Origin of the sequence: Cupriavidus sp. a3 (assembly GCF_051015765.1) — a bacterium.
Taxonomy (GTDB): domain Bacteria; phylum Pseudomonadota; class Gammaproteobacteria; order Burkholderiales; family Burkholderiaceae; genus Cupriavidus; species Cupriavidus oxalaticus_A.
Genome location: NZ_CP170643.1, coordinates 4,191,941 through 4,205,494, shown reverse-complemented (window position 1 = coordinate 4,205,494; position 13,554 = coordinate 4,191,941). Strand labels below are relative to the sequence as shown.

Annotated in this window: 10 protein-coding genes; 2 read left to right on the top strand and 8 right to left on the bottom strand. The window is 67.1% G+C overall.

Translation table 11 applies throughout. The annotated features are described in order from the left end of the window. Nucleotides 1–157 precede the first annotated feature (157 nt). The 8 genes from ACAD63_RS20025 to ACAD63_RS19990 all read right to left on the bottom strand — a co-directional run bounded on the left by ACAD63_RS20025 (nt 158) and on the right by ACAD63_RS19990 (nt 8,432). Nucleotides 158–763: a nucleotidyltransferase family protein gene (locus tag ACAD63_RS20025; RefSeq protein WP_133093684.1), complete on the bottom strand. Its 606-nt coding sequence runs from the start codon at nt 761–763 to the stop codon at nt 158–160. Nucleotides 764–786: 23 nt separating this feature from the next. Next, on the bottom strand, nt 787–1,827 hold the full coding sequence (locus tag ACAD63_RS20020; RefSeq protein ID WP_195430567.1) for an XdhC family protein: 1,041 nt from the start codon (nt 1,825–1,827) through the stop codon (nt 787–789). Further along, nucleotides 1,800–2,357, bottom strand: a complete 558-nt coding sequence (locus ACAD63_RS20015; RefSeq protein ID WP_434033198.1) for a CoxG family protein — start codon at nt 2,355–2,357, stop codon at nt 1,800–1,802. Before ACAD63_RS20015 ends, ACAD63_RS20020 begins: the two co-directional genes overlap by 28 nt. Then, complete coding sequence (locus ACAD63_RS20010) at nt 2,348–3,598, bottom strand: vWA domain-containing protein (protein ID WP_434034028.1); 1,251 nt, start codon at nt 3,596–3,598, stop codon at nt 2,348–2,350. The genes ACAD63_RS20015 and ACAD63_RS20010 overlap by 10 nt, the downstream gene beginning before the upstream one ends. Nucleotides 3,599–3,607: 9 nt before the next feature. Beyond that, on the bottom strand, nt 3,608–4,504 hold the full coding sequence (locus ACAD63_RS20005) for an AAA family ATPase (protein ID WP_133093687.1): 897 nt from the start codon (nt 4,502–4,504) through the stop codon (nt 3,608–3,610). Nucleotides 4,505–4,694: 190 nt separating this feature from the next. Beyond that, nucleotides 4,695–5,495 (bottom strand): FAD binding domain-containing protein, encoded by an 801-nt coding sequence (locus ACAD63_RS20000; protein ID WP_434033197.1) that lies wholly within the window; start codon nt 5,493–5,495, stop codon nt 4,695–4,697. Nucleotides 5,496–5,522: 27 nt separating this feature from the next. Continuing rightward, nucleotides 5,523–7,904 (bottom strand): xanthine dehydrogenase family protein molybdopterin-binding subunit, encoded by a 2,382-nt coding sequence (locus ACAD63_RS19995; RefSeq protein ID WP_135704416.1) that lies wholly within the window; start codon nt 7,902–7,904, stop codon nt 5,523–5,525. Between the two features lie 12 nt (nt 7,905–7,916). Then, nucleotides 7,917–8,432: a (2Fe-2S)-binding protein gene (locus ACAD63_RS19990; protein WP_135704418.1), complete on the bottom strand. Its 516-nt coding sequence runs from the start codon at nt 8,430–8,432 to the stop codon at nt 7,917–7,919. A 333-nt stretch (nt 8,433–8,765) separates the two neighbouring features. Here ACAD63_RS19990 and ACAD63_RS19985 point away from each other — a divergent pair, with 333 nt between their 5' ends. Together ACAD63_RS19985 and ACAD63_RS19980 are read left to right on the top strand one after the other, a co-directional pair. Further along, entirely contained in the window at nt 8,766–9,344 is a 579-nt protein-coding gene (locus ACAD63_RS19985) for a YqaA family protein (RefSeq protein WP_133093691.1), read from the top strand. Nucleotides 9,345–9,525: 181 nt separating this feature from the next. Next, the gene (locus ACAD63_RS19980) at nt 9,526–13,500 is read left to right on the top strand and encodes a DUF3683 domain-containing protein (RefSeq protein ID WP_133093692.1); all 3,975 of its coding nucleotides are present in this window, start codon (nt 9,526–9,528) and stop codon (nt 13,498–13,500) included. Nucleotides 13,501–13,554 lie beyond the last annotated feature (54 nt).

Genomic DNA, 13,554 nt, shown 5'->3' with positions numbered 1-13,554 from the left:
ACGTTTCTTCTTCATCGGCATATCCATGGTCATTACCTCTCATGATATGCCTCGTACACAAAATTCCGGATAGGTCCACGTTGCCCGCTGCGGCCTGCATCTGGTGGATATTTGATGTGCCCTGTTCCGCCCTTTTGGGGCGGAACAGGGGGTAAACTCATTCCATATCCCCAGGCGTATCAATATCCCGAAACGCCCCCTCATCCTCCGTCAATATCCTCGTCACCGGCTTATCCTTGAGAAAGGCCCGCGCCCCTTCATCCCCATCGAGCCTCAGCAAGTCATCGCGCCAGGCAGCCCCAAAGCCGACAGGATGCCCGCGCTTCCCATCCCGCCACGGCGCAGCAATGATTTCCGGCGCGGTAATCGTCAACGCCACCGCCCGCACCAGTTCCATCGGTAGCCACGGCATATCGGCAAGCGCAACCACCCATCCCCGCGCCTCAGGCGTAGCCGCCACCGCCGCGCGCAGCGCTGCGCCCATGCCTTGCTCGGCCTCGGCCGATTCGAGCACACGGCAACCGCCGCGCCTCAGCTCTTCCGCCAGCGCCGGATTACCCGGCCGGATCACCGCAATCGAATCCGGCAACGCCGCGGCCAGCGTACGCGCACTGCGCCAGGCGACAGTGCGTCCACCAGGCAATACTTCCAGCAACTTGTTCCGTTTGCCGGCAGCATCGAAGCGCCGGCCAAAACCCGCGGCCAGCAAAATCCCGGTAGGCAGGTCGGTGCGAAGCAAGGGAGCATTGGGGGCGGCAGTCATGGCGGGCGCTCCGTTATCACGCGTCAGGTCGACGGACCAGGAGAAACATCGCAGCTGCTGCCGGTGCCGGCAGCCATCTCGCGCGCGGCCTTGGCGCCTTCCACCTGCAGGATGTCCGGCAGCGACACATGGTTCTTGGCTGCAACCACTTCCGCCAGGATCGAGATGGCGATTTCCGGCGGCGTACGGCTGCCAATGTAGATGCCAACCGGCCCATGCAGCCGCGCCAGCTGCAATTCGGTCAGATCGAATTCCTTGAGCCGCTCGCGCCGCGCCTGGTTGTTGCGGCGCGAACCCAGGGCTCCCACATAGAAGGCCCTGGTGCGCAGCGCTTCCATCAGCGCCAGATCATCCAGCTTGGGATCGTGCGTCAGCGCAATCACCGCGCAGCGCTCGTCCAGTTTCATGTCCATCACCGTGTCGTCCGGCATGGTGCGGACCATGGTCACGCCGGGGATATCCCAAGTCTCCGTGTATTCCTCGCGCGGATCGCACACGGTGACCTGGAAGCCCAGCCCCACGGCGATCTGGCACAAGTATTTCGACAGCTGCCCCGCGCCGATTACCAGCATGCGGTAGCGCGGGCCGTGGATGGTCAGCAGCGTCCTGCCGTCGAAGACCAGCCCGTCGGTGGCACTGGCCGGTCCCAGCGTGGCCGCACCCGTAGCCATGTCGAGCGTGCGCGCGACCAGCCGGCCGTTTTCCACGGCGTCGAGCAATTCGGCAATGCCGCTGGCCGGCTTGAGCGGCTCGGTGACCAGTTCGATGGTGCCGCCGCACGGCAGCCCGAAGCGGTGGGCTTCCTCGGCGCTGATGCCGTACTTGATGGCTTCCGGGTGGTCTGACGTAATGCCTTGCCGGCGCACGCGGTCGATGATGTCGTCTTCGATGCAGCCGCCCGAGACCGAGCCGACCACCAGGCCATCATCACGCACCGCCAGCATCGCGCCCTCGGGGCGGGGCGACGAGCCCCAGGTGCGCACTACCGTGACCAGCAGCACGCGATGGCCCTGTTGCTGCCAGTGCACGCTGTTCTTCAGGACTTCGAGATCCACGCTGTCCATGATCGTTTCCGCTTCGGTTCCTCTGTCTGTCCATTTTCGCCCGCGGCTGCGGGGGGGGCGCCCTCGGCCGCTGGCGTTTCCTGTGTGGTGTCCGGTGTAACCGCCTCGGTGAAGCGCGCAAAGAAGGTATCCGCCAGCTTGCGTGCCGCGGCGTCCACCAGCCGCGAGCCGATCTGTGCGATCTTGCCCCCCACATGGGCGTCGACGGCGTATGTCAGCACGGTCTCGTCGCCATCAGGTTCCAGCTTCACGCGGGCGGTCCCCTTGCCGAAGCCGGCCGCGCCACCCTGGCCGTCGAAGCGGATGGTGTAGCTGTCCGGAGCCTGGATTTCCTCCAGCGCCATGCGGCCCTTGAAGCGCGCCTTGACCGGGCCCACCGCGGCCGTCATGGCCACCAGGTAGGCATTGTCGCCGTCGGGCTCGATACTCTCACATCCCGGGATGCATTGCTTGAGCAGCTCCGTGTCGTTGAGCGCTTCCCATGCCACCTGCTGGGGAATCGGCAGGCGCTGGCTCTGGTTCATTTCCATGGCGGGGCTTCCTTTCTTGGTGGGTTTGGGGCGCTGGCCCGCGGGGGGCCGCCCTGGTCGGACAGCAGGGATTCGAGCGCCAGCAAGCTATCCAGGTTGTGCGCGGGGCGCAGCGCGTCGACATGCGGCAGGATCGCCTGCACGCCGCGCGCCTGCGGCGTGAATCCAGGGTAGCGCAGCAGCGGGTTGAGCCAGACGATGCGGTGCGCAAAGCGGCGCAAGCGAGCCATTTCGTCGCCGAGCAGGTCGATATGCTCGTGGTCGAGCCCGTCGGTGACCAGCAGCACCGTGGCGCGGCCGGACAGCGTGCGGCGCGCCCAGTGGCGGTTGAAGCTCGCCAGCGCGGCACCGATGCGGGTGCCGCCGGCCCAGTCGCGCACCTGGCCTGTGATCATGGCGACGGCTTCGTCTGGGTCGCGTTCGCGCAGCGAGCGGGTGATGTTGGTCAGCCGCGTGCCGAACAGGAACACCGACAGCCGCTCGCGTGACTGAATCAGCGCATGGCAGAAGTACAGCACCGCGCGCGAGTACTGGCTCATCGAGCCCGAGATGTCTAGCAGCAGCACCAACGGCGGTTTGCGCTCGGCGTGCTTGCGGAATTTCCAGCGCAGCCATTCGCCGTGCTGGCGCACCGCCAGGCGCGCGCTGGCGCGCAGGTCGGCGTGCGTGCCGCAGGTGGCGGCGCGCAGCCGGCGCGTGCGCTGCAGCGCAAGGTGGGTGCGGCGGGTGCGCACCAGATGCTGCAGGGCACGCCATTCCTGCGCGGTCAGGGTTTCGAAGTCGCGCTGCGCCAGGCGTTCCTGGTCGGAGAAGGTCAGCGGCACGTGGATGCGTTCCGCCTCGGTCTGCGCCGGGCGCGACGGCATTTCCGGCTGGCGCGCGGCCAGCGCATCGGCAAGGCGGTTGCTGCGCCTGGGCGGCGGCGCGCCCGCGTCGACACGCGGCAGCAGCAGCGCGCGCAGCTTGCCTTCCCAGTCGGGGTCGCGCCAGAACAGGTCGAAGGCGGCGTCAAAAAGTGGCCGCTGGTCGGGGCCGGATAGCACCAGTGCCGCGAGCGCGGCGCGCACGTCGTCGCGCCGGCCGATGTCGAGCAGGCGCAGCGCGGCCAGTGCATCGACCGCGTGCGCCGGCGACAGGGCAAAGCCGCCGTCGCGCAGCAGGCGCATGAAGTGGGTGACGTTGCGCGCCAGCACCGGCAGTCCTGCATGCGGACCGCCGCTGCGCGCCGCGGCGTGCAGCATGGGCACGGCTTAGCCTCCGGGCGCGGCGCCCGCCAGCAGTTCTGCCACGGTGGGGCCGTCGACGCGCGCCAGGTCGTCCTGGTACTTGAGCAGCACGCCCAGCGTGTCGCGCACCGACTGCGGGTCGAGCTCGGTCACGCCCAGCGCCGCCAGCGCGCGGCACCAGTCGATGGCCTCGGCGATGCCAGGCGCCTTGAACAGGTCGATGCCGCGCAGCCGGTGCACGAAGTCGATCGCCTGCGCCTGCAGCGCGGCGGCGGCCTCGGGCGCGCGCGCGGCGACGATCTGCAATTCACGGTCGCGGTCCGGATAGCCAACCCATTGGTACAGGCAGCGGCGCTTGAGCGCGTCGTGGACCTCGCGCGTGCGGTTGGAGGTGATCACGATCAGCGGCGGGCGCTCGGCGCGGATCACGCCGATTTCGGGGATCGAAACCTGGAATTCGGACAGCACCTCGAGCAGGAAGGCCTCGAACGGTTCGTCGGCGCGGTCGATCTCGTCGATCAGCAGCACGCGCGGCAAGCCCGGTGCGGCGGGATCGGGCAGCAGAGACTCCAGCAGCGGGCGCTTGAGCAGGTAGTCGTCGTGGTACAGCGATTGCGCCTCGGGCCGCTCGCCGCGGGCTTCGGCCAGGCGCAGCGCCATGATCTGGCGCGGGTAGTCCCATTCGTACAGCGCGCTGGCGGCGTCGAGTCCCTCATAGCACTGCAGACGCAGCAGACGCGTGCCGAGGACGCCCGCCATGGCTTGCGCCAGTGCGGTCTTGCCGACGCCGGGCTCGCCTTCGAGGAACAGCGGGCGCTGCATGCGCAGGGCGAGGTAAAGCACCGTGGCGGTTTCGCGGTCGGCGAAATATTGCTGGTGTTCGAGTCTGGCGAGGGTGTCGTCGATGGAGGTGGGGAGCATGGGGCGATCTATATTGCCGACGTGCCTCGCACGCCGGCGGTTTGCGCCTCTCTCCCACTTGTGGGAGAGAGGCGGGGGTGAGGGCGGGAGGTTCGCCCGCGACAACGCCTGATTCAAGCGCCGGCTCTCTCCCCCGACCCCTCTCCCGCGCGCGGGAGAGGGGAGACAACATGCGGTCAATGGAGAAACTCTACGCCTTCACCGCCGCCTCCACCGCCCTTGCCGCCAGCACCGGAATCAGATGCGCCCGGTACTCCGCCGACGCATGCAGGTCAGTATTCAGCGTCCCCGCATCGACCTTCACCCCACGCGCCGCCTGCGCGGTGAAGCTGGCCGACAATGCCTGTTCCAGCGGCTGGCACCGGAACACGCTGTCGGCAGCTCCGGTGACCGCCACGCGCACCGCATTCCCGGAGCGCGCCACCATCACCCCCACCAGCGCAAAGCGCGATGCCGGATTGCGGAACTTTACATATGCCGCCTGATCCGGGATCGGGAAGCGCACCGCGGTGATCAGTTCGTCCGGCTCCAGCGCGGTCTCATACAGCCCCTTGAAAAAGTCATCCGCCGCGATGCTGCGCCGGTCGGTGACCACGGTGGCGCCCAGCCCCAGCACTGCCGCGGGATAGCACGCAGCCGGATCATCGTTCGCCAGCGCGCCGCCGATGGTTCCCATCGCGCGCACCTGCCGGTCACCGATGCCGCCGGCCAGCGCCGCCAGCGCCGGGATGCGTTCGCGCACCTTGGCGTTCTCGGCCACGTCGGCATGGCGCGCAGCGGCGCCGATGACGATCTCGTTGCCGTCGACGCGGATCTCGGCCATGCCGGGAATGCGCGTTACGTCGACCAGTGTGGAAGGCGATGCCAGCCGCAGCTTCATCGCCGCCAGCAGGCTCTGGCCGCCGCCGAGGAACTTGGCGTCGGAATCGGCCTTGACCTTGGCCACCGCCGCCTTGGCATCCGCGGCGCGTTCAAAGTTGAATGCGTACATGTCGGTTTCCTTTGCGGTGTGGATGGATCAGGGCTGAGGCCGCGCGGCCTGGATCGCCTGCCATACGCGATGCGGCGTGGCGGGCATCTGCACATCCTTCACGCCCAGCGGCGACAGCGCATCGACCAGCGCGTTGATAAACGCCGGCGGCGAGCCGATCGCGCCGGCCTCGCCGCAGCCCTTCACGCCCAGCGGGTTGTGCGTGCAGGGCGTGCCGCTGGCGGTCTCGACGGTGAAATCGGGCAGGTCGCCGGCGCGCGGCATGGCGTAGTCCATGTACGAGCCGGTCAGCAGCTGGCCGCTGTCTTCGTCGTAGACGCACTGCTCCAGCATGGCCTGGCCCAGCCCCTGGCCGATGCCGCCATGCACCTGGCCTTCGACGATCATCGGGTTAATGATGTTGCCGAAGTCGTCCACCGCGGTGAACTTGACCACCTGCGACTCGCCCGTGTCGGGATCGACTTCGACCTCGCACACGTAGGCGCCAGACGGGTAGGTGAAGTTGGTCGGGTCGTAGAACGCGTTTTCGTTCAGTCCCGGCTCCAGCTTGTCGAGCGGGTAGTTGTGCGGCACGTAGGCGCTCAGCGCGACCTCGCCGAAGGTCTTGGTCCGGTCTGTACCGGCCACGCGGAACACGCCATTGCTGAACTCGATGTCGTTGTCCGACGCCTCCAGCAGGTGCGCGGCGATCTTCTTGGCCTTGGCCTCGATCTTGTCGAGCGCCTTGACGATGGCCGAGCCGCCCACCGCCAGCGAGCGCGAGCCGTAGGTGCCCATGCCGAACGGCACGCGCCCGGTATCGCCGTGCACGATCTCGACCTGGTCGAGCTGCAGCCCGAGGCGGTCGGCCACCACTTGCGCGAAGGTGGTCTCGTGCCCCTGGCCGTGGCTGTGCGAGCCGGTGAAGACCGTCACCGTGCCGGTCGGGTGCACGCGGATCTCGCCGACTTCGAACAGGCCCGCGCGCGCGCCAAGCGCGCCGGCGATGTTGGAAGGTGCGAGGCCGCACGCTTCGATGTAGCAGGAATAGCCCAGGCCACGCAGCTTGCCGCGCTGCTTCGCTTCATCGCGCCGAGCCGGGAAGCCCTTGACGTCGGCCAGTTCCTGCGCACGCGCCAGGCAGGGCTCGTAGTCGCCGGTGTCGTAGGTCAGCCCCACCGGGGTGGCATACGGAAACTGCCGGATGAAGTTCTTGCGGCGCAGCTCGGCCGGATCGGTCTTCAGCTCGTGCGCGGCGGTCTCGACCAGCCTCTCGACCACGAAGGTCGCTTCGGGCCGCCCGGCGCCGCGGTAGGCATCGACTGGCGCGGTGTTGGTGAACACCGCCTTGACCTCCGCATAGATCGCCGGCGTGGAGTACTGGCCGGCCAGCAGCGTCGCATACAGGATGGTCGGCACGCTGCTGGCAAAGGTCGACAGGTACGCGCCCATGTTGGCGACCGTATGCACGCGCATCGCCAGGAACTTGCCGTCGGCATCGAGCGCCAGCTCGGCCTTGGTCACGTGGTCGCGGCCGTGCGCGTCGGTCAGGAAGGACTCGGAACGGTCCGCGGTCCACTTGACGGGGCGGCCGACCTTCTTCGAGGCCCACGTCAGCGCCACGTCTTCCGGATACAGGAAGATCTTGGAGCCGAAGCCGCCGCCCACGTCGGGCGCGATGATGCGCAGCCGCGATTCCGGCAATCCCAGCACGAACGCGCCCATCAGCAGGCGTTCGACGTGCGGGTTCTGGTTGGCGACGTAGACGGTGTAGCTGTCGTCCTGGCGCGTATAGCTGGCGTTGACCGCGCGCGGCTCGATCGCGTTGGGGATCAGCCGGTTGTTGACGATCTCCAGCGTGGTCACGTGCGCGGCTTTGGCGAAGGCGGCGTCGGTGGCGGCCTTGTCGCCGTGGCCCCACGTGTAGCAGGTGTTGGCCGGCACGTCGTCGTGCACCAGCGTCGACGCCGACGCGGCATCGGCGGCGCGGACCACTGCGGGCAGTTCTTCGTAGTCGACGTCGATCTTCTCGGCGGCGTCGCGCGCCTGCTGCAGCGTCTCGGCGATCACGAGCGCCACCTGGTCGCCCACGTGGCGCACCTTGCCCTGTGCGATCACCGGGTGCGGCGGCTCTTTCATCGGCGTGCCGTCGATGCTGTGGATCAGCCAGCCGCAGGGCAGGCCGCCCACCTTGTCGGCGGCGAGGTCGTCGCCGGTCAGCACGGCGATCACGCCGGGCGCGGCCAGCGCCCCGGTCTTGTCGATCGAACGTATGCGCGCGTGCGCATACGGCGAGCGCAGGAAATACGCGTAGCTCTGCTGCGGCAGCACGATGTCGTCGGTGTACTGGCCGTTGCCGGTCAGGTAGCGGTAATCTTCCTTGCGCTTGACGGAAGCGCCCACCAGGCGCTGGTTATCGGGTGCGTTCATGGCGGGTCCCCCTTATTCGGCGCTGGCGGCGCTGGCGGCGCTGGCCGCCGTGCCCTGCATGGCCGCCTGGCCCTGCTGCACCGCACGCACGATGTTGTGGTAGCCCGTGCAGCGGCACAGGTTGCCCTCGAGTTGGGCGCGGATGGTGGCGGCGTCGGCGTCGGGATGCTGCTGGACCAGCGCGGTCGCGCTCATCACCATGCCCGGCGTGCAGAAGCCGCATTGCAGTCCGTGGCATTCGCGGAACGCTTCCTGCATCGGATGCAGGCCGTTGCCGGCACTGTCGCCAGCCAGCCCTTCGATGGTGGTCACGGTGGCGCCGTCCGCCTGCAGCGCCAGGATGTTGCACGACTTGACCGCCCGGCCGTCCAGGTGGACCGTGCAGGCGCCGCACTGCGCGGTGTCGCAGCCGACGTGGGTGCCGGTCAGGCGCAGCTGTTCGCGCAGGAACTGGACCAGAAGGGTATTGGGTTCTACCTGCGCGTCAACGGGCTTGCCGTTGACCGTCAGGCGGATCGGAATCGCCATGCTTGTCTCCATGTGGGGTGGACGCGCATGACCAATTCCCAGATCCCGAAAGCAACTGCGCGGGACTGGCCACGACGCGGTACTGCCGCTTAAGACGGCTATAGGACGGCTAATTCGTGATATTGGTGCTGCCGCTGCAACTGCTCCAGGTGCGCCAGCGAACGCTGCGGCCGGCGCATTGGCACGGCCGGCGAACGTTTGGCCGCGACAGGCTCTAACAGTTAAACACAAATCCCTGGCAGGTGCCATGAGGTTTGCCCGCGCCCCATCCGGGGGAGGGGGCGCCCCACCGGGCCGCTGCTAGAATGGCCCGGCCCCCCCGCCTGCCCCGACATGGAAGCCTTCTTCGACTGGCTGTTTCAAACCGTCGCCTTGCCCAAGGTAGGCCTGCCCGCGATCTTTGTGGTCAGCCTGGTGTCGGCCACGCTGCTGCCGCTGGGCTCGGAGCCGGCCGTGTTCGGCTACGTCAAGCTCAATCCCGAGATGTTCTGGCCGGCGGTCATTGTCGCCACCGCCGGCAATACCGTGGGCGGCGCGATCGACTGGTGGCTGGGTTACTACGCCAAGCTGGCGCTGGTGCGCTATCACAAGCGGCGGCGCGCCCGCGAGCACGAGCTGGAACACGAGGAGCACCGGGAGCATGCGCGCAAGCCGCCCAAGCCGAAGCTCGATGCCAAGTACTTTCGCTGGATGCGCAGGCTGGGGCCGCCGACGCTGCTGTTTTCCTGGCTGCCGGGCATTGGTGATCCATTGTGCACATTGGCCGGGTGGCTGCGACTGTCGTTCTGGCCCAGCCTGGCCTGGATGGCGGTCGGCAAGTTCCTGCGCTACCTGTTCATGACTGCCAGCCTGCTATGGATTCCAGACAGTTTTTGGCAGAACATTGCGCAAACTTTCAAGTCATTCTTCTGATAAAAGCGCCTTATAAGTCTTATTTTGCGTGATGTTCTCGGCGCCGGGTCGCGTCTAATCCCTTGTTCCCACAAGGATTCCGCTTTGTTGCGGTGCGGCGAAACCGGGCCTTGCAGTACAATCGCCCTTTAATGAACGATTCGCGCACTGTCCCCGTGCGCAGCAGGAAGCGGTCCCCTCCATGAACGCCCCACTCGTGCTCGACGCCAAGCTCGCCGCGCAGGACGCCCCGCCGCGCCTGCGTGAAATTCCTTATAACTACACGTCCTTCTCGGACCGCGAGATTGTCATCCGCCTGCTGGGCGAAGAGGCCTGGCGCATCCTGGACGAGCTGCGCAGCGAGCGCCGCACCGGCCGCTCGGCCCGCATGCTGTACGAGGTGCTGGGCGATATCTGGGTGGTTCGCCGCAATCCCTACCTGCAGGACGACCTGCTGGAAAATCCAAAGCGCCGCCAGATGCTGGTCAGCGCGCTGCACCACCGCCTGAACGAGATCGAGAAGCGCCGCGCCGCCGACCGTGCCGAGCACGCCGAGCCCGCCGCCGAAGACCGTTCGCACCGCGTGGAGCAACTGGTCGCCTTCGCCAAGCAGGCGATCGAGGACTTCAAGAACGAGTTCGCCGCCGCCTACGACCTGCGCAAGCGCGCGCAGCGCGTGCTGGGCCGCGTCACGCAGAAGGACAACATCAAGTTCGATGGCCTGTCGCGCGTGTCGCACGTGACCGACGCCACCGACTGGCGCGTGGAATACCCGTTCGTGGTGCTGACGCCGGATACCGAGGAAGAGATCGCCGGCCTGGTCAAGGGCTGCTTCGAGCTCGGCCTGACCATCATCCCGCGCGGGGGCGGCACCGGCTATACCGGCGGCGCCGTGCCGCTGACGCCGATGAGCGCGGTGATCAATACCGAGAAGCTGGAGCAGCTGGGGCCGGTCGAGCAGACCGACCTGCCGGGCGTGTCGCACAAGGTGGCAACCATCTTCTCCGGCGCCGGCGTGGTGACGCGCCGCGTGGCCGATGCCGCAGACAAGGCGGGCCTGGTGTTCGCGGTCGACCCGACCTCGATCGACGCGTCTTGCATCGGCGGCAATGTCGCCATGAACGCCGGCGGCAAGAAGGCCGTGCTGTGGGGCACCGCGCTCGACAACCTGGCCTGGTGGCGCATGGTGGACCCGGAAGGCAACTGGCTGGAAATCGCCCGGCTCGACCACAACCTGGGCAAGATCCACGACGTGCCGGTGGCCACCTTCGAGCTGAAGTGGTCGGACGGCAATCGCGCCCCGGGCGAGAAGGTGCTGCGCACCGAGACGCTCGCCATCGAAGGCCGCAAGTTCCGCAAGGAAGGCCTGGGCAAGGACGTCACCGACAAGTTCCTGGCCGGCCTGCCCGGCGTGCAGAAGGAAGGCTGCGACGGCATCATCACCAGCGCGCGCTGGATTTTGCATCGCATGCCGAAGTTCATCCGCACCGTGTGCCTGGAGTTCTTCGGCCAGGCGCGCGACGCCATCCCCAGCATCGTCGAGATCAAGGACTTCCTCGATGCCGAGACGCGCAAGCCCGGCGGCGCCATCCTGGCCGGCCTGGAGCACCTGGACGAGCGCTACCTGCGCGCGGTGGGCTACGCCACCAAGAGCAAGCGCAACGCCTTCCCGAAGATGGTGCTGATCGGCGACATCGTCGGCGACGATGAAGACGCCGTGGCGCGCGCCACCTCGGAAGTGATCCGCATGGCCAACGGCAAGAGCGGCGAAGGCTTTATCGCCGTCAGCCCCGAGGCGCGCAAGAAGTTCTGGCTCGACCGCTCGCGCACCGCCGCGATCGCCAGGCACACCAACGCCTTCAAGATCAACGAAGACGTGGTGATCCCCCTCAACCGCATGGGCGAGTACACCGACGGCATCGAGCGCATCAATATCGAGCTGTCGATCAAGAGCAAGCTGCAGCTGGTCGACGCGCTGGAAGCGTTCTTCGCGCGTGGCAACCTGCCGCTGGGCCGCAGCGACGACGCCAACGAGATCCCCAGCGCCGAGCTGCTGGAAGACCGCGTGCAGCACGCGCTGACGCTGCTGCGCGAGATCCGCGCGCGCTGGCGCTATCTGCAAGATCACCTCGACACGCCGCTGGCGCAGGCCAGGGCCTCGCTGATCGGGCACGGGCTGGGCCTGCTGGGGCAGGAATTCGAGGCACGGCTGCACCAGCAGCCGGACGCCAGCGTGTTCCACCTGCTGCAGGACCGCACCATCCGCGTGTCGTGGAAAAACGAGATCCGCGCCGAGCTGCGCAAGATCTTCAACGGCGGCGAATTCAAGCCGATCCTGGACGAAGCCCAGAAGATCCACAAGCAGGTGCTGCGCGGCCGCGTCTTCGTGGCGCTGCACATGCATGCCGGCGACGGCAACGTGCACACCAACATCCCGGTCAACTCCGACGACTACGACATGCTGCAGGACGCGCACCGCGCGGTGGCCCGCATCATGGACCTGGCGCGTTCGCTGGACGGCGTGATCTCGGGCGAGCACGGCATCGGCATCACCAAGCTGGAGTTCCTGACCGAGGAAGAGATCGGCGACTTCCGCGCCTACAAGCAGAAGGTCGACCCGCAGGGCCGCTTCAACAAGGGCAAGCTGCTGCCGGGCGCCGACCTGCGCAATGCCTATACGCCGTCGTTCGGCCTGATGGGGCATGAGTCGCTGATCATGCAGCAGAGCGACATCGGCGCCATTGCCGAAAGCGTCAAGGACTGCCTGCGCTGCGGCAAGTGCAAGCCGGTGTGCGCCACGCATGTGCCGCGCGCCAACCTGCTGTACAGCCCGCGCAACAAGATCCTGGCGACCTCGCTGCTGGTCGAGGCCTTCCTGTATGAAGAGCAGACCCGCCGCGGCATCTCGGTCAAGCACTGGGACGAGTTCTCCGACGTGGCCGACCACTGCACGGTGTGCCACAAGTGCGTGACGCCGTGCCCGGTCAAGATCGACTTCGGCGACGTCTCGATGAACATGCGCAACCTGCTGCGCAAGATGGGGCAGAAGAAGTTCAACCCCGGCACCGCGGCGTCCATGTTCTTCCTCAACGCCACCAACCCCGAGACCATCAACCTGACCCGCAAGGTCATGATCGACTGGGGCTACAAGGCGCAGCGCCTGGGCAACGAGGTGCTGAAGAAGCTGGCGAAGAAGCAGACCGCGCATCCGCCCGCCACCGTGGGCAAGCCGCCGGTGCGCGAGCAGGTGATCCACTTCATCAACAAGAAGATGCCGGGCAACCTGCCCAAGAAGACCGCGCGCGCGCTGCTCGACATCGAAGACAACGAGATCGTGCCGATCATCCGCGACCCGAAGGCGACCACGCCGGAATCGGAAGCGGTGTTCTACTTCCCGGGCTGCGGCTCGGAGCGGCTGTTCTCGCAGGTCGGCCTGGCGACGCAGGCGATGCTGTGGCACGTCGGCGTGCAGACCGTGCTGCCGCCGGGCTACCTGTGCTGCGGCTATCCGCAGCGCGGCACCGGCCAGTACGACAAGGCCGAGAAGATCGTCACCGACAACCGCGTGCTGTTCCACCGCGTGGCCAACACGCTGAACTACCTCGACATCAAGACCGTGGTGGTCAGCTGCGGCACCTGCTACGACCAGCTCGCCGGGTATGAATTCGAGAAGATCTTCCCCGGCTGCCGCATCATCGACATCCACGAGTACCTGCTGGAGAAGGGCGTCAAGCTGGAGGGCGTGACCGGTACGCGCTACATGTACCACGATCCCTGCCACACCCCGATCAAGACCATGGACCCGACCAAGCTGGTCAACGACCTGATGGGCGGCAACGCGGGGCTGGGCAAGATCGAGAAGAACGAGCGCTGCTGCGGCGAGTCGGGCACGCTGGCGGTGACGCGTCCTGACATTTCGACGCAGGTCCGCTTCCGCAAGGAAGAGGAAATGACCAAGGGCGCCGACAAGCTGCGTGCCGACGGCTTTACCGGCGACGTCAAGATCCTGACCAGCTGCCCGTCGTGCCTGCAGGGCCTGTCGCGCTACAAGGAAGATGCGTCGGTGCAGGCGGATTACATCGTGATCGAGATGGCCAAGCACCTGCTGGGCGAGAACTGGATGCCTGAGTACGTGGCCAAGGCCAATGCGGGTGGGATTGAGCGGGTGCTGGTGTAAGGCCTGACGACGTTGACTTTGCCACCGGTTTTCTCCCCTCTCCCGCGAGCGGGA